Origin of the sequence: Shewanella sp. DC2-4 (assembly GCF_013248875.1) — a bacterium.
GTDB lineage: Bacteria > Pseudomonadota > Gammaproteobacteria > Enterobacterales > Shewanellaceae > Shewanella > Shewanella oncorhynchi.
On the sequence record NZ_JABRVR010000002.1, the window covers coordinates 1,877,895 to 1,898,819 of the forward strand.

A 20,925-nucleotide genomic window follows, 5' to 3' on the forward strand; every position below is an offset into this window, starting at 1 on the left:
AAAACCGTTAACGTTAAAGTTAAAGACTAGATTTTACATGCGCCGCCGGCGCAACCGTCATCTTCTTTCTCTAAATTGGTGATGTCATCGTGTGAATCCGACGCACCATCGCGAGTGTTATGGTAGTAAAGCGTTTTAACACCTAACTTGTAAGCATTGAGCAAATCTTTCAGCAGGGTTTGCATGGGTACTTTACGGCCTTCAAAACGTGAAGGATCGTAGTTAGTGTTAGCCGAAATCGCTTGGTCAACGAATTTCTGCATAATACCCACTAACTGTAAGTAACCGTCGTTGCTTGGCATTTTCCACAGCAATTCATAGCTATCTTTCAGTGTATCGAAATCAGGTACCACTTGTTTTAGCTGACCGTCTTTGCTCGATTTCACGCTGATAAGGCCACGTGGTGGCTCAATACCATTGGTCGCATTGGAGATTTGCGACGAGGTTTCTGATGGCATTAATGCCGACAGCGTCGAGTTACGCAGGCCATATTGCTTGATATCGCTACGCAGTGATTCCCAGTCTAAGTGCAATGGTTCGGCACAAATTTTATCCAAATCACGTTTGTAGGTATCAATTGGCAAAATACCTTGAGAGTAAGTGGTCTCGTGGAATAACGGACACGCACCTTGCTCTTTGGCTAAGTTCATTGAGGCTTTCAGTAAATAGTACTGAATCGCTTCGAAGGTTCTGTGGGTTAAAGCGTTCGCACTACCATCGGAATACTTCATGCCGTTTTTCGCTAAATAGTTAGCGAAGTTGATCACGCCTATGCCTAAGGTACGGCGATTCATCGAGGCGATTTGCGCGGCTTTGATAGGGTAATCTTGATAGTCCAATAGATTATCCAGTGCGCGTACGGCGAGGTCGGCTAATGGCTCAATATCAGATAACTCTTTGATAGAACCTAAGTTAAGTGCTGACAGCGTACAAAGCGCGATTTCACCTTCTGGATCATCGATGTTGTTTAATGGTTTAGTCGGCAGGGCGATTTCAAGACACAGGTTAGACTGTCTGATCGGCGCGACTTTTGAATCGAACGGGCTGTGAGTGTTGCAGTGATCCACGTTCTGAATGTAGATACGGCCCGTTGAAGCACGCTCTTGCATCATCAGTGAAAACAGCTCAACTGCTTTTATTGTTTTCTTACGAATGTTGCTGTCTTGCTCATATTGCACATATAAACGTTCGAATTCGTTTTGATCTTCAAAGAAAGCATCGTACAAGCCAGGTACGTCAGATGGGCTAAATAAACTGATGTTCTCGCCTTTGATCAGACGTTGATACATCACTTTGTTCAACTGCACACCGTAGTCTAAATGACGGATACGGTTGTCTTCGACGCCGCGGTTATTTTTCAATACCAGCAGAGATTCGACTTCTAAGTGCCAAATAGGGTAGAACAGGGTCGCAGCACCGCCACGCACGCCGCCTTGAGAACACGACTTCACTGCGGTTTGGAAATACTTATAGAAAGGTAAGCAACCTGTGTGGAAGGCTTCACCACCACGGATTGGGCTACCTAAGGCGCGAATACGACCGGCGTTAATACCGATACCCGCACGTTGGCTGACGTATTTCACGATAGACGAAGCGGTCGCATTGATGGAATCTAAGCTGTCACCACATTCGATCAGTACGCAAGAGCTAAACTGACGCGTTGGGGTGCGCACACCGGCCATAATTGGCGTTGGCAGCGACAGTTTAAAAGTTGATACCGCGTCATAGAAATCTTTAACGTATTTCAAGCGCGTCTCTTTTGGATAACGGGCAAACAAGCAAGCCGCGACCAAAATGTAAAGGAACTGCGCGCTTTCATAGATTTCGTGGGTCACACGGTTTTGAACTAAATATTTACCTTCAAGCTGTTTTACCGCAGCGTAGGAAAAATCCATATCGCGCCAATGGTCGATATAGGTATCCATCACATCCAGCTCTTCGCGGGTGTAATCTCTTAAAATGTGTTGATCGTATTTACCTAGCTCAACCAACTTAGTCACGTGAGCATACAATGCGGGCGGCTCGAACTGACCGAAGGCCTTCTTACGCAAATGAAACACCGCTAAACGGGCAGCAAGGAACTGATAGTCCGGTGATTCTGGAGAAATTAAATCCGCCGCAGCCTTGATAATGGTTTCATGGATAGCTTCGGTTGGGATGCCATCGAAAAACTGTAGGTGCGAGCGAAGTTCAACTTCCGAAACAGAAACGTTTTTTAATCCCTTGGCTGCCCAAGTAATTACGCGGTGTATTTTTTCGAGATCGATATTCTCACGATCGCCACAGCGTTTTGTGACTGTCATAGTGCTATTCATTTGGAGATAGGCCTTGGTTCTTATATGTATTTAGGTGAGCAAAATCACCGTACGTATCCTTGTAAAACAATCAATAATCGTCCCTTAAATACAGCTGACTGGTTAAAAACGAGTCAATTAAGCGGCGAGCTTCTAGTGTGTCTGATTGTTACCTATACACAAGATATGGTGTTTTAAATTATATGGGATACAAGATAGTGAGGTTTGCCCCTATTTGCAAGTCTGAATTCAGGGGACATCTTGTGGATAACGTGAGGATAAAATTTTGCGTTAGTAACGACTAACCTTGAAGCTCAATTTCAGGTTAGCGTGTCACACTCATGGGGGATTTTTAGGCGATCTTTTCTTTAGATCGCGATCGCTCACGAGTGCCGATCTTTTATCCGCCTGACTTTTTTCGTGGGTCATAAATAGTATGCTGACACACTGATGTCCGTCAGTGAAGTTACGTATTGGATGCCTTAGTCTTGAGCATTGTAGGCGCTGTTTTTGGTTGATGTTGTTAAGCCAATGCTTCGATTAGTGCTTGATGTAGCTCAGTTGGGCTCGCAAAATGCGCGTGCGCTGGCCATTGCAACGGCTTGTCGTTCACGCCCAGATAACCCCATAGGGCCACGCCGCCTAACATGCCAGCAGCCTTGGCCGCGAGCAAATCTCGCTCGGCATCCCCAAGATACAAAATGTGTTCTGGAGCACAGTTCAGCTGTTGTGCGCCTAACAGCATAGGTGCAGTGTGGGGTTTTGGGTGTTTTGTAGAATCGCCACTAATGATAACGGGCATACGCAAGTGTAAATTCAGTTTTCGCAATAAGGGACGGGTAAAGCGCGCAGGCTTGTTGGTGATCACCCCAAACGGCAGCTGAGTTAACTCGAGCCAGTCGAGTAATGCCGCTATGCCTGTGAATAGCGCACAGTGATCGCCATTTATATGCTGATAGTGGGCGAGTAGCCCTTGCTGAACTTGAGACCGAAGATCTTCTGCCGCATCAGGAATCGCGGCATCGACTAAGGCAAAACTGCCGTGGGAGGCGGCGTAGCGCATGGCCGCTAACGGCTGCGCGGCGATGCCGACATCTTGAAGACTTAAATTGAGGGCTTGCACCAGATCCGGCGCGGTATCGGCTAAGGTGCCGTCGAGATCGAACAGTACGCCTTTGATCTGTGCCAGACTCATATTAATCAACCTTACGCGTCGCTATCATGTAATTCACATCAACCTTAGGCGTGTACTTAAAAATGCCCGTCAATGGGTTGTAGCTTACCCCTAAGGCATCGGTACAGATAAGATCGGTATTATCTACTAGCTCAATCAGCTCTGAAGGCTTAATGAATTTTTTATGCTCGTGGGTGCCAACTGGTAGCATTTTTAGCAAATATTCCGCGCCTAAAATGGTGTGCACGTAGGATTTAATGTTGCGGTTGATGGTGGAGAAAAACACATGACCACCGGGTTTAACCATGTCACAGCAAGCCTTGATCACAGATTGTGGATCGGGTACATGTTCGAGCATTTCCATGCAGGTCACCACATCGTAATAGGCTTGATGATCTTGGCTGTGGGCCTCGGCAGTATTTTTTACATAATTAATGCTCACGCCCGTTTCGAGGGCATGCAGGCGGGCGACTTCTAAGGGCTCATCACCCATATCTAAGCCATCAACCTCGGCGCCGATGCGGGCCATGCTTTCAGACAAAATGCCGCCACCACAGCCGACATCGAGCACTTTCTTCCCGAAAATACCGCCAGCGGTTTGATCGATATAGTTTAAGCGCAGCGGGTTTAATAGATGCAGCGGCTTAAATTCGCCGTTGAGATCCCACCAAGTTTCGGCCATACGTTCAAACTTTGCGATTTCCTGTGGGTCTACATTGGTATTCTGATGCATGCTATTACCTGAAGAAGCTGTATTGTGCGGCTATTATAACGACTATGTTTGATAAACAAAGTGCTCGACTGAGCTAAGCCCTTGTGGTTGAGTGAATTTTCAGCAGTTATCTACTTTTATGTTAATTGTTGTGCTCCGTATCGACCTTTTACTTTATCCCTTTGACGATTTTTCCTCATCGTAAGCCGTGAATTTCAACGCTTGTTTATCGCACAAACGACCAAATTGACAGTGTTTTCATCTATTAAGCCACCAGACTCTCAATTCGATAATGATAGGTCTGGCGACATTAAATAACTGTGTTAGAATGCCAAATCACGTTTTTGGGCTAGGCAATGATACGGATTATACGTTGTCAGCTATTTTTCAGGGGAACGAGCAGTTTATGACTGATCTGGCATCATCTATTTCGCCAATTAATATCGAAGACGAACTAAAGAATTCGTACCTTGATTACGCCATGAGCGTTATCGTGGGACGTGCATTACCAGACGTGCGCGACGGCTTAAAGCCGGTTCATCGCCGCGTTCTGTTTGCCATGAGTGAATTGAAGAACGATTGGAACAAGCCTTACAAAAAATCTGCCCGTGTGGTCGGTGACGTCATCGGTAAATATCACCCCCATGGTGATTCTGCTGTTTATGACACTATCGTCCGTATGGCCCAGCCATTCTCACTGCGTTACACCTTAGTAGACGGCCAAGGTAACTTCGGTTCGGTCGACGGTGACTCAGCGGCGGCAATGCGTTATACCGAAATCCGTATGGATAAGTTAGCGCACCAATTACTGGCCGATCTTGAAAAAGAGACAGTGGATTTCGTCCCTAACTACGACGGCACAGAACAGATCCCAGCTGTATTACCTACACGCGTACCTAACCTGTTAATTAACGGTTCATCGGGTATTGCCGTGGGTATGGCAACCAACATCCCACCACACAACCTAACGGAAGTCGTGAAAGGCTGTTTGGCATTGATTGAAGAACCCTCACTGTCGATTGAACAGTTGATGGAATACATTCCAGGTCCAGATTTCCCCACTGCAGCGATTATCAATGGCCGCAAAGGCATTATTGATGCCTATAAAACTGGCCGTGGCCGCGCGATCATGCGTGCTCTGGCAGATGTGGAAACCGAAGATAATGGCCGTGAGCGCATTATCGTCACTGAAATCCCGTATCAAGTGAATAAAGCCCGTTTAATCGAGAAGATTGCCGAGCTGGTTAAAGATAAAAAGCTTGAAGGGATTAGCGGTCTACGCGACGAGTCTGATAAAGACGGTATGCGTATCGTTATCGAAATTAAGCGCGGTGAAGTGGGCGAGGTTGTACTCAATAACCTTTATGCTCAAACGCAAATGCAGTGCTCTTTCGGGATTAACATGGTGGCCCTGACCAATGGTCAACCTAAACTGTTTAACCTTAAAGAAATGCTCGAATGTTTTATTCTGCATCGCCGTGAAGTGGTGACGCGTCGTACCGTATTCGAACTGCGTAAAGCCCGTGAGCGTGCCCATATTTTGGAAGCGCTGGCGGTTGCACTGGCTAACATTGACCCGATTATTGCACTGATCAAAGCCTCACCAACGCCTGCGGATGCCAAAGTGAAATTGGTTGAGCAAGGTTGGGAATTAGGCCACGTTCAAGGCATGCTGGAAAAAGCGGGCGATGACGCCGCGCGTCCAGAGTGGTTAGAGCCACAATACGGTATTCGTGACGGTCAATACTTCCTGACTGAGCAACAAGCTCAGGCCATTCTGGAACTGCGTTTACACCGTTTGACCGGTCTTGAGCACGATAAGATCATCGCCGAATACGAAGAACTGCTCGAATTTATCGCGGGTCTGCTGTTTATTTTGCGCAGTCCTGAGCGTTTGATGGAAGTGATCAAGGAAGAATTAGTTCAAATCCTTGAAGAATATGGTGATGCGCGCCGTACAGTGATCAATGCCAACGAAGTCGATATGAGTCTTGAAGACTTGATCAACGAAGAAGACGTTGTGGTAACACTGTCGCACTTAGGTTATGCCAAGTATCAACCATTGACCGATTACCAAGCCCAGCGCCGTGGCGGTAAAGGTAAAGCCGCGACGAAAGTGAAAGACGAAGATTTCGTCGAGAAGCTGTTAGTTGCCAATACCCATGATACCATTTTGTGCTTCTCTGATTTTGGTAAGATGTACTGGCTCAAAGTGTATCAACTGCCATTAGCGAGCCGTACGGCCCGTGGTCGTCCAATTGTTAACTTGTTGCCGTTATCCGATGGCGAGCGCATTACTGCGATTCTGCCAGTACGTGAATACGCTGCTGACAAGTACATCATCATGGCCACCTCACACGGTACTGTGAAGAAAACCGCACTAACTGCTTATAGCAACCCACGTGCAAACGGCATTATCGCCGTTAACCTCAAAGACGGTGACCAACTGATCGGTGTCGATATCACTAACGGTGATGACGAAATCATGCTGTTCTCGAACGAAGGTAAAGTGGTTCGCTTTGGTGAGAAAGTACGTGATTCTGAAACAGGCGAAGTGAAAACCGATCCTGAAACCGGCGAAGAAGTCTTGTCCTTACGTCCTATGGGCCGTACTGCAACAGGCGTTCGTGGTATTCGTTTAGAAGAAGGTCAGAAAGTCGTGTCGCTTATCGTACCCAAAGGCGATGGCGCGATTCTGACTGTGACTGAAAACGGTTACGGTAAACGGACGCAACTGTCTGAATATCCTGCGAAGAGCCGTGCGACTAAAGGTGTAGTTTCAATCAAGGTGAGCGAACGTAACGGCGCTGTTGTTGGGGCTGTTCAAGTCGGTCTTAACGACGAACTGATGCTCATCAGTGATAAAGGTACCTTAGTGCGTACACCTGCGAGCGGCGTGTCTATCATTGGCCGTAACACTCAAGGTGTAACGATTATCCGTACTGCGGGCGACGAGAAAGTGGTCGGCCTACAACGTATCGACGAAATCCAAACTGAAGAAGATGAAGTCGAGCTGGATGAAAACGGTTTACCGATTGTTCCTGTCATTGTCGAAGGCGAATTAGCCGACGAGGCGCTTGAAGAAGCGCTGGATGACGAAGAAGAGTTGGACGAAGATGAAGACGAGCTTGCTGATGATGAGCAAGACGAAGAGTAATTAAGTGTCATATTAACGAGCGTCCAATTGGACGCTCGTTTTTTTAATGGCATTGATGTTGATAGCATTGTTCGTTATAGAATGGTTTCGTATTTATCAATACCTACATCATGGTTGGGATTAAGGAGAGTGTCAGTGAGCGCGATTTATAATTTCTGTGCTGGACCTGCAATGTTACCCGCAGCGGTAATGAAAAAAGCACAACAGGAATTACTTGATTGGAATGGCCAAGGCGTTTCCGTGATGGAAATCAGCCACCGAAGTAAAGAGTTCATCGCGCTTACACAACAAGCCGAGTCCGATTTACGTGAACTGATGCAGATCCCCACAAATTACCATGTGCTATTTATGCACGGCGGTGGTCGTGGACAGTTCTCCGCTGTTGTGAATAATTTTTTAGGTAATCATGGCCGAGCCCTGTATTTAGTCAGTGGTCAATGGTCATCTGCCGCATTAGCCGAAGCACAAAAGCTCGTGGGTGAAGCGCAGATTGATAGCTTGAATATTGTTGAAAAACACAATGGACTCAATGCGGTTGTCTTGCCTGATTTACATAAAATCGATGCCGATTATCGCTATGTTCACTACTGCCCTAATGAGACAGTAGATGGTATCGAAATTTTTGATGAATTAGACTCACCTTGGCCAATTGTTGCCGATTTATCGTCAACCATTATGTCACGTGAAATCGACGTCAGCCGCTACGGTTTGATTTACGCTGGCGCACAAAAGAACATAGGTCCATCGGGTCTGTCGATAGTGATAGTGCGCGATGACATGTTAAAACTGCCGAGTTTACCGCAGTCGTCCATCATGGACTATCGTTTAGCCGTTGAGCATGACTCTATGTTCAACACACCGCCAACCTTTGCTTGGTATCTCGCCGCTGAAGTCTTTGCTTGGCTTAAGTCCATTGGCGGCATTGCGAGTATTGCAAAAATTAATCAACAAAAAGCGCAGATGTTATATCAATGCATTGATGGTAATGCTTTCTACCGTAATGGGGTTGTTGCAGCGAACCGCTCACAAATGAACGTGACTTTCCAATTAGTCAACGAAGCGCTCGATAGTGAGTTCCTAAAGCAAGCCCAAATAGCTGGACTCGTTGCCTTAAAGGGCCATCGTATCGTAGGTGGTATGCGTGCTAGCCTCTATAATGCAATGCCACTCGATGGCGTAGTTGCCTTGGTCAAGTTTATGAATGAGTTTGCAAACAAACATAGCTAGGCTTAGCTGTATTGAGTTACTCATTAGCTTGCGACGCTTAGCGTCTAGAGTTTGCTGCTTGAATATCAACGTTATGCTTATTGAATGTTGATCATCAGTTAGCCATCTCAAGTGAGACATCCCAAAAGCGAATGCTCAAATGCATTCGCTTTTTTGTTAACTTTAATTTATCGACAATGGCGTTAAGCAAGATGACGTTGAGACCAGATGCCTTCAAGAACACTCGTTTTGAGAAAGCCTGTGAGCTGACGCGCATTACTGAGTAAGATGCTGGGTTAGTTGTATGTTATTGTTTATCATAATTAAAAGAACGTATCTTTAGATGTGTATACACGATAAATCAATAGGATGTCACCGATGGATTTGGCCAAACTTTCGCGGATTAGTATGAAGCATTTGATCACTTTGCATGTGATGCTCGATACCCTGAGTGTAACCGCCAGCGCCGAACGTTTATGTTTAAGCCCCTCATCCGTCAGTAAAACCTTAAGCCAGCTCAGGGACAGTTTAAACGATGAACTGTTCTATCGTAACGGCAACTCACTTGTAGCAACCCCATTGGCAAGACGATTAGGGCCAAGTGTGCAGCAGATGATCAATGATATGAATCAGATCATGAGTCAGGATGCGTTTAACCCTGCACATTTTGAGGGGCGTTTCTCGCTTGCGATGCGGGAAAGTACCTTTGAGCTGCTGGCCGCCAAGCTCAGCGCCCATATTCTGAATTTGGCTCCTAATATTCGCCTCGATATTTACAGCAAAGACAATATTGGTTTTGATGGATTGCTTAAAGGTACATTAGACTTTGTGCTGTTACCCCATGATCTGAGTCAACCTAATCCTCTTCAAGACGATCTGGTATGGGAAACCTTGTTTAGCGATGAAATGATCTGCCTGATGAATTCATCCCATCCCTTGGCTAAACAGCCGCATATCAGCTTTGATGATTACCTGAGTTTTAGCCATATTGGCATTACAGACACAGATCTGAGTACGCCTTTTTTTGATATTTTGCTCGCCCAGCAATCTAAAAAACGTGCCGTTCCCATTTCGGTCCCAGACTTTGGCAGTGCGGCGTTAATGTGCCATCACAGTGAGTTGCTCTTTACCTGCTCGCGCCGCTGGGCATCCATCGCTAGCCAAGCTCAAGGCTTAACGATTAAATCTTTGCCTATAGAATATGGCAAAGTGGCTTACAGCTTAGTTTGGCATAGTCAAAGCATGAAAGATCCCGCACTGCGCTGGCTTTATGAGCAAATTTTGCTTTGCAGTCGTTAAAGGTATATAGAAGGCAACACGAGATTGGTTACGCCTCGCTTTGCAAGCGTTGCGGCTAAGCGTTCAATATCGGCTTGTTTACAGCTTGGCCAATTGAGAGCTTCATCGACAACACCATGATGGTGAAAGGCATTTAACTTAACTCGCGTATCTGGGCCTAGCAGAAGTAAATAGGTCGCTAGTGCGTCTATTTCTTCCTCATAATCCGTGATGCTCGGAATGTGCAGCAATCTCACCTCATACAGTTTTTGCTGTTTAGCCAATAACTGGATTGATTTGAACACGGCATGGTTATCACGACCGGTAATATACCTATGGGTATCTTGCTGCCACGCTTTAAGATCCACCATAGCGCCATCTAAAAACGGCAGCAGTTTATGCCATCCCGTTAGACTTAAACTGCCATTGGTGTCGAGCATGCAAGTTAAGTGTGATAACGACTCTGTCGCCTTAATTCCTTTAAACAACGCAAGAATAAATGGCAGTTGCAGACTCGCTTCGCCGCCGCTAACCGTAATACCATTAATAAAGTGACGCTGACTATGGAGAATCGTCAGTATCTCCTCAACGGTGTAACGACTGACCTTAGGGCTCGCTTGTTTCGGGCATACGGCAAGACAAGTATCGCATTGGCTACAACGCTCATTATCCCAGTGAATGCGAGGCTTATCATTGAGGTTTATTAATGTCAGCGCATTGTCAGGGCAGGTGGCGACACAATCGCCACAGGCATCGCATAAACCTATGGTATGTGGGTTATGGCAGTTTTTGCATTGATAGTTGCAGCCCTGCAAGAATAACACGAGCCTGCTGCCAGGCCCGTCGACGCATGAAAAGGGCAATAGCTGACTGACAATAGCGTGTCTATTTAAAGACACAAGGGGAGTGTTCATGGGCGATAACTCGTGCTTGTCGTTGCAATATTCCCGTATTAACCGCAGCTTCTGCGGCTAAGCCTGTGGTATTGAGACGCGAGCCGCACTGTTTAAACGCTTCAATATCTGAGCGTTTTACCATATAGCCAGTCACGCGCATTAAATCGTTAGAGGCGACATTGGCGGTAAACTCCCTAAAACCTAACTCAAGCGCGGCTTTACACAGTTGGAACATGGCTTGAGGATTGGATTTCACGGTTTCATCGATAGTCAAAATATCGCTAATCCCCGCCGTATAATACTGATGATGCTGCGCTAAGGCTTGAATATGGGCGATGGGATTCGGTTCAGTGCCATAGGGGATGCGAACGCCAGGAGTCACATCGTTGTCGATACTGATACCGCCCTGTGAATGCAGTAGTGCCCGCTCATGGTAACCATGGGCGACGGGTGTGGATTTCACTATGGCATCGAGCGTGGCAGAAATACGGTAGCCAAGTTGATTTGCGTCTGTCTGATGACCATAGCCAGTGTGTTGATCTCGTTGAGATGACTTCGTTGCATCAGTAGCCGTGAATGTCCGCAGAATATTCACGGCTTCTGCCATGCCGTAAATACCAAACATGGGTGCAAAGCGCGATTCATCAATCAATTGTTCTTTAACTAAAAAGCTGTCAAAGAAGTGTGATTCTTGATGCAAAAATGCCGAGCGCGCGTCAATGAGCTCGAAGGTGAGTGAGCAGTAATTTGGCAATACAGTATCAAAAAAATCGTTTATAGAATTGGCCTTTAACGCAACTTCTTTAAGATTAAGTCGAACTAAGGTATTGGCGCCGCCCGCTAACGGCAACGCGTTGTAGCAACTGACAATACCAAAACCGCGCTCATCAAACGCACTGGCATGCAGAGGGTAATTCGCGATATGCGGCTTACTGCACTGACAAATATTGGTGGTCGCAAGCAACAACAATTCATCCGGTGTGACGGCGGGGTCGTACATAAAGGTCAAATTGGGGGCAACTTGTTTTAACTCGGCATCAATGCGCAGTAGGGTGCGGCAAACGATGTTATCTGTAGGGCCAATATTCACATGCATAAAGGCATCGGGCAGGGTTCTGTCGAGCATGATCCAAAACAGTTTTAATTTACGATAAAGGATTTCCGCATCCATTCCTTCAACGAAAGGCATCAAAATGTCATCCAGCTGACCTAAATACACAGGGATATTGGTCACCGATGGCACGTGGTGATACAGAATCGTTAAGGCATTGATGGCTTCGTCCAAGTTTTTTGCCGCAGATAACTCTAAGTATTCAGAGCCTTGTTGAAGGTAGCGGGCATAATCTGGCAACACATAGCGTGGTTTAAACGGCGCATGGCCTTCAAACATGTCGCAAATAATACCGTCATTCATCGCCGCTTTTACCTCGGGCGATATCGACATATAGGGCAAACTGGCTTCCGCTTCTAATGCTAAATAGTTGGATTTTTGCTTGGGTGAAAGCAGCGGGTTGGTGACGATTTGCACTAATTTATCTTGTAATAACATGGCTGAACATCCACAAGTTCTATGATGACCACTAATCTACTCAGTGGCGTTGGCTTTAAAAAGTGAAAATAGCCGCAGTCCTGATTAATGAAATGGAAATCCGCCGACCGAGGTCACAATCTGTGGCTTATTGCGATAACGCCGCGATGATAAAATCGCTAGAATGTGGTTTTACGATTAAAAATAAATGCTTGAACAGTGAGACGTGGCCTTGCTTGTCATATTGTGGATATGAAACTGAGGTTAATGAACTGTCAAAACTTATCGGGTAGGATGATTGAAAAATTGAATACATTAGGCGGTAAATGAACTCTGCGGTATCCCTTTATTGCGGGAATACAGCAGAGTGAGCGGTGCAGATAAACTCAGCGGCGCTTAGAGCACTTTAGCGATCGATTGGGCTAAGTAATCGACGTTATCTTCACTGATCCCAGCAATACTGATGCGGCTTGAACCTACCATATAGATGCTGAATTCTTTTTGTAGGCGCGCCACTTGCTCTGGAGCCACCCCAAGGAAAGAGAACATACCTTTTTGGCGGGCGATAAAGCTAAAGTCACGGTTTACGCCGTTGGCTTTAAGTTTATCCACTAAAATGGCGCGGTTGCCGTTGATGCGATCGCGCATCACTTTCAGCTCATCAAGCCATTCTTGGGTTAATTCTTTTGATCCTAAAATCGTCTCAACAATCGCCGCGCCATGGGCAGGTGGCATAGAGTAAAGGCAGCGAACCACATAAAGCAGTACCGATTGCGCGATATTGGCGGTATTGGCATCTTTGGCAATCACAGAGCAGGAACCAATACGCTCACGGTACAAACCGAAGTTTTTCGAGCATGAGCTGCACAGGATCATATTATCGACCGCTGCCGCCATATGACGCACGCCGTAGGCATCAATATCAACGTCATCACCAAAGCCTTGGTAGGCCATGTCAATCAGTGGCGTAAAGCCTTGCTCTTTTGTAAGGGCAACCACTTTATCCCATTGCTCTGTGGTTAAATCCATTCCGCTTGGGTTATGGCAACAGGCGTGGAATAACACCACATCATCAGTACTTACTTGCGATAATGCAGCAAGCATCTCATCAAATTTCAATGATTTTCTATCGTAGTCATAGTAAGGATAGGTTTTAACAGTAATGCCAGCCGCTTCGAATAAACCGATATGGTTTGCCCAAGTTGGATCGCTTACCCATAACACGGCATTCGGGTTGCAGCGTTTGATAAAGTCACCCGCCACGCGCAGCGCGCCTGTACCACCGGGTGTTGAAACTGTGCGGATACGGTTAGCGATAATGGCACTGTGGCCAACACCAAAGGCTAATTCCGTCATCAAGGTGTTGAATTGTGGTGAGCCTGTTGGGCCGATATACACTTTGGTGGTTTCGGTATCGAGACGGAATTTTTCCGCTTTTTTCACGCAGCTTAGAATAGGGGTAACGCCGGTAGGATCTTTATAAACGCCCACACCTAAATCCACTTTTTGTGGGTGAGAGTCTTCGCGGTACTGAGTTAACAAGCCAAGGATGGGGTCCGCTGGCATTGCGATGAGTGAGTTAAACATAGCTCCATCTACCTTTCTGGTTATAGTGCAAACGTGATTGTTCGTATCAGATATGCGTTATTTATCGTTTAAAGGGTAGAATAGCGCGGAAAGGTAAAGTAATTAAAGTGAAAACTGTGATTACACGCCAGTTATCTTGGCAAAAAAGCCTGCCAAAAATACGGTTAAATCATAAATTAACCGCTTAAATTTTGCGTTTTTGTTATTTTTACACTGATCTCAGCAAATAATCTGACCAAAATGCCATTTTTCTCGAAAAAACGGTTGAATCCTTAGCGACAATCGGTAATTTTATAACGACGAAGCACCAACAAGGCCCCAATCTCCTTTTATTTGTAATCTTAACTTGACGCGCTGTAGCGTGAAGTTGCCATTTTGCGTATTCAGTCCGCGTGATCGTGATGATGACGCCCTATAGAGAAAGAAGATTTATTCATGAAGCAATTACGTCTTGAACCTGTTGTGCAAGTCCACGGTGAAATCAATATTCCGGGCTCAAAAAGTATTTCAAATCGAGCCTTATTATTGGCCACCTTATCCCAAGGTACGACCACGCTCACCAATCTGCTCGATTCAGATGATATCCGCCACATGCTGGCCTCCCTCAAACAGTTAGGGGTTAACTACCGTTTATCGCAAAACAATACTGTGTGTGAACTCGATGGTTTAGGTGGTGTGATTTCCTCAGCATCCGCGCAGGAATTGTTTTTAGGCAATGCGGGTACCGCAATGCGCCCCTTATGCGCCGCCTTAACCTTAGGCCAAGGTGAATTTACCCTCACGGGCGAACCACGTATGGAAGAGCGTCCGATTGGCGATTTAGTCGATGCCTTAAGGCAACTCGGTGCCAATATTGTTTATCTTAAAAATGACGGTTTCCCGCCACTGACGATTAATGCCACTGGCCTTAATGGCGGTGATGTTGAAATTGCAGGCGATTTATCGAGCCAGTTTTTAACGGCTTTGTTGATGGTGGCGCCGCTTGCTAAGGGCAGCGTCAATATCCATGTCAAAGGTGAGTTAGTCTCTAAGCCTTATATCGATATTACTATCGCCTTGATGGCGCAGTTCGGCGTTAAAGTCATTAACCATGACTATGCCCGTTTTGAGATTGTTGCAGGCCAGCGTTATATATCACCAGGCAAAGTACTGGTAGAAGGCGATGCGTCATCGGCATCATATTTCCTCGCGGCTGGGGCGATTAAGGGCGGCGAAGTCAAAGTCACGGGTGTGGGTCGTTTGAGTATCCAAGGCGATGTAAAATTTGCCGATGTGCTCGAAAAAATGGGCGCTGATATCGAGTGGGGCGATGACTATATTATTGCCCGCGGCTCCCAATTAACAGCCGTCGACTTAGACATGAACCACATTCCCGATGCGGCCATGACCATTGCAACGGCCGCATTATTTGCTAAAGGCACGACGGTTATTCGCAATATCTATAACTGGCGTATTAAAGAAACCGACCGGTTAGCGGCTATGGCAACTGAACTGCGAAAAGTGGGCGCCGAGGTTGAAGAGGGGAATGACTACATTAAAATCACCCCGCCAGCCGTTATTAACACCGCTGAAATTGATACCTACAATGATCACCGCATGGCCATGTGCTTTTCTATGCTGGCATTTGCCGATTGCGGTATCACCATCAATGATCCAGATTGTACTTCTAAAACATTCCCTGACTACTTTAAGCAGTTTGCGAGCCTGCAAGGCTAAGTCTGTTTGTTTGTTTCGTCATTGTTACAACCATCGATGTCAAGAATAGCAAGCCGTATTTGTGCGGCTTCAAATCTTCATAAAAAATCCACGGATTTTGTTTGTCTTTTGTTGTACAATGCGGCGCGCTCATTTTCGGGGGCTCACTTGATGAACTCACGGATGATGGTTATTTTTTGCGGAGGAATGTATGTCTGAACGGGCTCCTGTAGTCACAATCGACGGCCCAAGTGGTGCTGGCAAAGGTACAATTAGTCAATTATTGGCTCAGCATCTAGGTTGGCAACTACTTGATAGTGGTGCCATTTACCGAGTTCTTGCGCTTGCAGCAATTCATCATAACGTTGAACTGGAAAATGAAGAGTCTATCACGTTGTTAGCGGCACATCTGGATGTGAAGTTTCTAACAGGCAATGATAAAGATCCGGTTCAAGTGATATTGGAAGGTGAAGACGTCACCAACGACATTCGCACCCAAGAGTGCTCGAATGCCGCTTCAAAAGTCGCTGCCTTTCCACGGGTGAGAGAAGCCTTATTACGTCGCCAACGGGCCTTTAAAACGGCGCCAGGATTAATTGCCGATGGTCGTGACATGGGAACAGTCGTTTTCCCAAGTGCGCCGGCAAAATTATATTTAACCGCCTCAGCCGAAGAGCGTGCCCAAAGACGCTATAATCAGTTGCAGGACAAGGGCTTCGATGTTAATATCGAGCGCCTTTTAAGTGAAATTATCGAACGTGATGACCGCGATATGAATCGTCCGGTGGCTCCTTTAGTCCCCGCCGAGGACGCGCTCATTATCGATACTAGCGGTAAGGGTATTGATGAAGTGCTGGCGCTTGCGCTTAACTTTATCAACCAAAAATTATCCGGCACTAACTAAGTTAGCTCACCGGATAGGTATTCGTATTAAGGATGATACGGATAATTTGACTGACTCCACGTCTAGGACGGACAGTGGTTTAATAAAGAAAGTAACCTAAACATGACTGAATCTTTTGCTGATCTATTTGAACAATCCCTTCAAACTCTGGAATTCCGTCCAGGCTCTATCGTTCGTGGTACTGTTGTATCAATCAAAAACGGTATGGTACTGGTTGACGCGGGTCTGAAGTCTGAAAGCCCAATCCCAGCTGAACAATTCAAAAACGCTCAAGGCGTTTTAGAAATTCAAGTTGGCGATGAAGTTGACGTAGCTCTTGACTCTGTTGAAGACGGCTTCGGTGAGACTCAACTGTCTCGCGAAAAAGCGAAACGTCATGAAGCTTGGATCGTTCTGGAAAAAGCTTATGAAGATGCTGAAACTGTAATCGGTATCATCAATGGTAAAGTTAAAGGCGGTTTCACTGTTGAATTAAACGGTATCCGTGCCTTCTTACCAGGTTCTCTAGTTGACGTGCGCCCAGTTCGCGACACCGCTCACTTAGAGTACAAAGAATTAGAATTCAAAGTTATCAAGCTAGACCAGAAGCGTAACAACGTTGTTGTTTCTCGTCGTGCAGTTATCGAATCAGAAAGCAGCGCTGAGCGTGATGCACTGTTAGAAAACCTGCAAGAAGGTCAAGCAGTTAAGGGTATCGTTAAGAACCTGACTGACTACGGTGCATTCGTAGATTTAGGTGGTGTTGACGGTCTGCTACATATCACAGATATGGCGTGGAAACGTGTTAAACATCCATCAGAAATCGTCAATGTTGGCGATGAAATCAACGTTAAAGTACTGAAGTACGATCGTGAGCGCACTCGTGTGTCTCTAGGTCTGAAACAACTTGGCGAAGATCCATGGTTAGAAATCAGCAAACGCTACCCAGAAAACACACGTTTAACTGGTCGCGTTACTAACCTAACTGACTACGGTTGCTTCGTAGAAATCGAAGAAGGCGTTGAAGGTCTGGTTCACGTTTCTGAAATGGATTGGACTAACAAGAACATTCACCCATCTAAAGTGGTTAACTTAGGTGATGAAGTTGAAGTTCTGGTTCTGGACATCGATGAAGAGCGTCGTCGTATTTCTCTAGGTCTGAAACAATGTAAGACCAATCCATGGGATGACTTCGCAACTCGTTACAACAAAGGCGACAAGGTTTCTGGTAAGATCAAGTCAATCACTGACTTCGGTATCTTTATCGGTCTTGACGGCGGTATCGATGGTCTAGTTCACCTGTCTGACATTTCTTGGAACGGTACTGGCGAAGACGCAGTTTCTGAATACAAGAAAGGCGATGAAATCCATGCAGTGGTTCTGTCTGTAGATCCAGAGCGTGAGCGCATCAGCTTAGGTGTTAAGCAAACTGAAGATGATCCATTCAACGCATACTTGGCTGACAAGAAGAAAGGTACTATCGTAAACGGTACTGTTTCTGCTGTTGATGCTAAAGGTGTGACTGTTGAACTGGCTGACACTGTTGAAGGTTACATCCGTGTAGCTGACATTTCACGTGAGCGTATCGAAGATGCATCTACTGTCTATAATGTAGGTGATGCAATCGAAGCTAAGTTCATGGGTGTTGACCGTAAGAACCGCTCTATCAGCCTGTCAATCAAAGCGAAAGACGAAGCTGAAGAGAAAGAAGTAATGGCGACTCTGAACAAACAAGATGACGCTGTTATTAGCAATGCAATGGCTGAAGCGTTTAAAGCAGCTCGTAAATAATCGCCTGTTGTTTGGGGAGACATCTCTCCCCATTAGGCGACTGTGTTTGGCTTGATAATAGGGGATAGCTAGGATGACGAAATCTGAACTTATCGAAAAACTCGCCACCAGGCAGTCGCAGCTGTCGGCGAAAGAGGTTGAAGGCGCAATCAAAGAAATGTTGGAGCAAATGGCAACAACATTAGAAAGCGGTGATCGTATTGAGATCCGTGGCTTTGGTAGTTTCTCGCTTCACTATCGTGCACCGCGGACTGGCCGTAATCCAAAGACTGGTTCATCAGTCGATTTGGAAGGTAAATACGTCCCGCACTTTAAGCCAGGCAAAGAACTGCGCGAGCGTGTTGACGCCGTTAATGTGTGATTGACCGCATAGTAAAAAGCCTCCGTTAGGAGGCTTTTTTGTATCTATTGTAAGGCAATGCTGGTCAGCTTAGTAAATTTCTTGGATAATCATTAAATTGAAACGCGTTTAGGGAGTGCAGCGTGAAATCATTTGTAGCAACTGTGCTTGTGGCACTGTTATTTATTTTGGCGTTGATTTTTGGCGCGCGTAATGAACAAGTGGTGACCATCAGCTATTTTGTCGCACAGGGTGAATATCGTTTACCTGTTGTCTTAGCGATTGTCTTTTTTGCTGGTTTTATTTTGAGTTGGTTATTTGCTAGCTACTATATTGTTCGCTTGAAATTAAGTTTAGCGGCAACTAAAAAGAAACTAAATCAAGTGATCGCTAAAATCCCTCAGGATGTAGACGCCTAATATGCTTGAGATCCTCTTTCTGTTGCTTCCCATTGCTGCCGCCTATGGTTGGTATATGGGGCGACGGAGCATAAGGCAGAATCAAAGTAATCAACGTAAACAATTGAGCCGGGATTATTTTACTGGCCTCAATTTCTTACTGTCGAACGAATCGGATAAAGCCGTCGATTTGTTTATCAGTATGCTAGATGTTGACGATGAAACCATCGATACCCATCTGTCACTCGGTTCGCTGTTCCGTAAGCGAGGAGAGGTCGACCGCTCTATTCGTATCCATCAAAATTTAATCGCGCGGCCTACATTAACTAATGAGCAGCGTGACATTGCTATGATGGAGCTGGGTAAAGATTATCTAGCAGCAGGTTTTTACGACAGAGCCGAAGAAATCTTTATCAACTTGGTCAGCCAAGACGATCACAGTGAAGAATCTGAAACACAGCTGATTGCTATCTATCAAGTGATTAAAGAGTGGCAGAAAGCCATTGATATCACTAAGCGTTTGAGTCGTAAACGTCAGCAAGTTTTAAAGCCGTTAACGGCGCATTTCTATTGCCAGTTAGCCGATGAAGCCAGTGATGATGCGCAGAAAATTAAACTGCTACAGCAAGCGCTGAAGCAAGATCCCCAATGCGGTCGTGCATTATTGACCCTAGCGAAAAAATTCCTCGATATTCAAGATTATGCCCAGTGTAAGCAAATGCTGCTGCAATTGAAAAAAGCCGATATCGAGCTTTTTGCCGATGCAATTCCAACGGCCAAACAAGTTTATCGCGACACGCAAGATAAAGAAGGTTTTCAAGAATTACTCGCGGGCGCAATGGCCGATGGCGCCGGTGCTTCTGTGGTGGTCGCCTTAGCGCAGCACATGATAAGTCTTGATGAGATTAAAGCGGCAGAGACCATGGTACTCGATGCGTTATATCGCCATCCTACCATGAAAGGTTTTCAGCACTTGATGCAAATGCATTTGCGTCAAGCCGAAGAAGGGCAAGCCAAGCAAAGTTTAACTATGCTAGAGCAGCTCGTTGAACAACAAATTAAATTCCGTCCGAGTTACCGTTGTAAGGAGTGTGGTTTTCCTTCCCATGCGCTTTACTGGCATTGTCCTTCTTGTAAAAACTGGGGCAGCATTAAACGGATCCGAGGCCTAGACGGCGAATAATCTATTAGAAGAATACACAGTTTGTGTAACCCCGTTGGAGAGATGATGACGACTAAACCTATCCTCGTAGCGCTTGATTACGATAATAAAAACCATGCTTTACAACTGATAGAAAAACTCGATCCCAACATGTGCCGCCTTAAAGTCGGCAAAGAAATGTTTACCTTGTTTGGCCCGCAACTGGTGAAAGATATCCATGATCGTGGTTTTGATTTATTCCTTGATTTGAAATTTCACGATATTCCCAATACTGTCGCCAAAGCCGCAGCCGCAGCCGCAGAGCTGGGCGTATGGATGACGAACGTACATGCCAGCGGTGGCTTAGCCATGATGGAAGCGGCTAAAAAAGCCTTACTGCCATACGGCGATAAAGCGCCTATGCTGATCGCGGTCACGGTATTAACCTCGATGAGTGATGACGATCTTAAATTACTCGGCATCAATGTGCCTGCGTTTGAGCATGTGCAACGTTTGGCGAAGCTCACGCAGCAAGCGGGACTCGATGGCGTGGTGTGTTCCGCCCAAGAAGCGACTGCCTTGAAATCACTGTTAGGTCATGATTTCAAGCTTGTGACACCGGGGATCCGCCCAGTTGGCAGTGATGCTGGCGATCAACACCGCGTGATGACGCCACCTCAAGCGATAGCAGCGGGTTCTGATTACTTAGTGATTGGTCGCCCAATTACCAAAGCTGCCGATCCGTTAGCGGCATTGCAAGCGATTCACCAATCATTGGCATAGACGCCACACTAGCCGTCTAAAGCGCGGTTTGAAAGTCGTTTGACCGTTGTTTAAATAAAAAA

At 46.0% G+C, this 20,925-nt stretch carries 15 protein-coding genes and 1 pseudogene; 10 read left to right on the plus strand and 6 right to left on the minus strand.

Annotated elements, in window-relative coordinates; all coding sequences use genetic code 11:
• Positions 1 to 26: 26 nt before the first annotated feature.
• The 3 genes from nrdA to ubiG form a co-directional block, all read right to left on the minus strand.
• Complete coding sequence (gene nrdA, locus HQQ92_RS08960; protein WP_113940388.1) at positions 27 to 2,315, minus strand: class 1a ribonucleoside-diphosphate reductase subunit alpha; 2,289 nt, start codon at positions 2,313 to 2,315, stop codon at positions 27 to 29.
• Between the two features lie 502 nt (positions 2,316 to 2,817).
• Positions 2,818 to 3,489 carry an HAD family hydrolase gene (locus HQQ92_RS08965; protein ID WP_173244736.1) on the minus strand — a complete coding sequence of 224 codons (672 nt, stop codon included), beginning with the start codon at positions 3,487 to 3,489 and terminating at the stop codon, positions 2,818 to 2,820.
• A gap of 1 nt (position 3,490) precedes the next feature.
• Positions 3,491 to 4,201 (minus strand): bifunctional 2-polyprenyl-6-hydroxyphenol methylase/3-demethylubiquinol 3-O-methyltransferase UbiG, encoded by a 711-nt coding sequence (gene ubiG, locus HQQ92_RS08970; RefSeq protein WP_028759866.1) that lies wholly within the window; start codon positions 4,199 to 4,201, stop codon positions 3,491 to 3,493.
• Positions 4,202 to 4,586: 385 nt separating this feature from the next.
• Here ubiG and gyrA point away from each other — a divergent pair, with 385 nt between their 5' ends.
• The 3 genes from gyrA to HQQ92_RS08985 all read left to right on the plus strand — a co-directional run bounded on the left by gyrA (position 4,587) and on the right by HQQ92_RS08985 (position 9,842).
• Positions 4,587 to 7,337 (plus strand): DNA gyrase subunit A, encoded by a 2,751-nt coding sequence (gene gyrA / locus HQQ92_RS08975; protein WP_105253124.1) that lies wholly within the window; start codon positions 4,587 to 4,589, stop codon positions 7,335 to 7,337.
• 135 nt (positions 7,338 to 7,472) lie between these two features.
• Complete coding sequence (gene serC / locus HQQ92_RS08980) at positions 7,473 to 8,564, plus strand: 3-phosphoserine/phosphohydroxythreonine transaminase (protein WP_131524063.1); 1,092 nt, start codon at positions 7,473 to 7,475, stop codon at positions 8,562 to 8,564.
• A 357-nt stretch (positions 8,565 to 8,921) separates the two neighbouring features.
• Positions 8,922 to 9,842 (plus strand): LysR family transcriptional regulator, encoded by a 921-nt coding sequence (locus HQQ92_RS08985; RefSeq protein WP_173244738.1) that lies wholly within the window; start codon positions 8,922 to 8,924, stop codon positions 9,840 to 9,842.
• On the opposite strand, the gene HQQ92_RS08990 is transcribed toward HQQ92_RS08985, so the two are convergent.
• From HQQ92_RS08990 to HQQ92_RS09000, 3 genes are all read right to left on the minus strand, one after another.
• Positions 9,839 to 10,735, minus strand: coding sequence for a YjjW family glycine radical enzyme activase (locus tag HQQ92_RS08990; protein ID WP_173244741.1), 897 nt, complete (start codon positions 10,733 to 10,735; stop codon positions 9,839 to 9,841). The two genes, HQQ92_RS08985 and HQQ92_RS08990, sit on opposite strands and share 4 nt — an antisense overlap.
• Positions 10,707 to 12,266: a YjjI family glycine radical enzyme gene (locus HQQ92_RS08995; RefSeq protein ID WP_173244744.1), complete on the minus strand. Its 1,560-nt coding sequence runs from the start codon at positions 12,264 to 12,266 to the stop codon at positions 10,707 to 10,709. Before HQQ92_RS08995 ends, HQQ92_RS08990 begins: the two co-directional genes overlap by 29 nt.
• Before the next feature lie 375 nt (positions 12,267 to 12,641).
• Positions 12,642 to 13,832 (minus strand): amino acid aminotransferase, encoded by a 1,191-nt coding sequence (locus HQQ92_RS09000; RefSeq protein ID WP_173244747.1) that lies wholly within the window; start codon positions 13,830 to 13,832, stop codon positions 12,642 to 12,644.
• A 435-nt stretch (positions 13,833 to 14,267) separates the two neighbouring features.
• Between HQQ92_RS09000 and aroA the strand changes: the two genes are divergently transcribed.
• The 7 genes and pseudogenes from aroA (at position 14,268) to pyrF (ending at position 20,863) form a co-directional block, all read left to right on the plus strand.
• Positions 14,268 to 15,548, plus strand: coding sequence for a 3-phosphoshikimate 1-carboxyvinyltransferase (gene aroA / locus HQQ92_RS09005; protein WP_173244749.1), 1,281 nt, complete (start codon positions 14,268 to 14,270; stop codon positions 15,546 to 15,548).
• 190 nt (positions 15,549 to 15,738) lie between these two features.
• Positions 15,739 to 16,431: a (d)CMP kinase gene (gene cmk, locus HQQ92_RS09010; protein WP_168827070.1), complete on the plus strand. Its 693-nt coding sequence runs from the start codon at positions 15,739 to 15,741 to the stop codon at positions 16,429 to 16,431.
• 99 nt (positions 16,432 to 16,530) lie between these two features.
• Positions 16,531 to 18,201: pseudogene (gene rpsA / locus HQQ92_RS09015) on the plus strand (30S ribosomal protein S1); the annotation flags it as partial.
• A gap of 73 nt (positions 18,202 to 18,274) precedes the next feature.
• Positions 18,275 to 18,562, plus strand: a complete 288-nt coding sequence (ihfB, locus tag HQQ92_RS09020; RefSeq protein WP_006081718.1) for an integration host factor subunit beta — start codon at positions 18,275 to 18,277, stop codon at positions 18,560 to 18,562.
• 122 nt (positions 18,563 to 18,684) lie between these two features.
• Positions 18,685 to 18,960 carry a LapA family protein gene (locus tag HQQ92_RS09025; protein ID WP_028759876.1) on the plus strand — a complete coding sequence of 92 codons (276 nt, stop codon included), beginning with the start codon at positions 18,685 to 18,687 and terminating at the stop codon, positions 18,958 to 18,960.
• A gap of 1 nt (position 18,961) precedes the next feature.
• The gene (gene lapB / locus HQQ92_RS09030; protein ID WP_113940394.1) at positions 18,962 to 20,122 is read left to right on the plus strand and encodes a lipopolysaccharide assembly protein LapB; all 1,161 of its coding nucleotides are present in this window, start codon (positions 18,962 to 18,964) and stop codon (positions 20,120 to 20,122) included.
• A 45-nt stretch (positions 20,123 to 20,167) separates the two neighbouring features.
• The gene (gene pyrF / locus HQQ92_RS09035) at positions 20,168 to 20,863 is read left to right on the plus strand and encodes an orotidine-5'-phosphate decarboxylase (RefSeq protein WP_173248631.1); all 696 of its coding nucleotides are present in this window, start codon (positions 20,168 to 20,170) and stop codon (positions 20,861 to 20,863) included.
• Positions 20,864 to 20,925 lie beyond the last annotated feature (62 nt).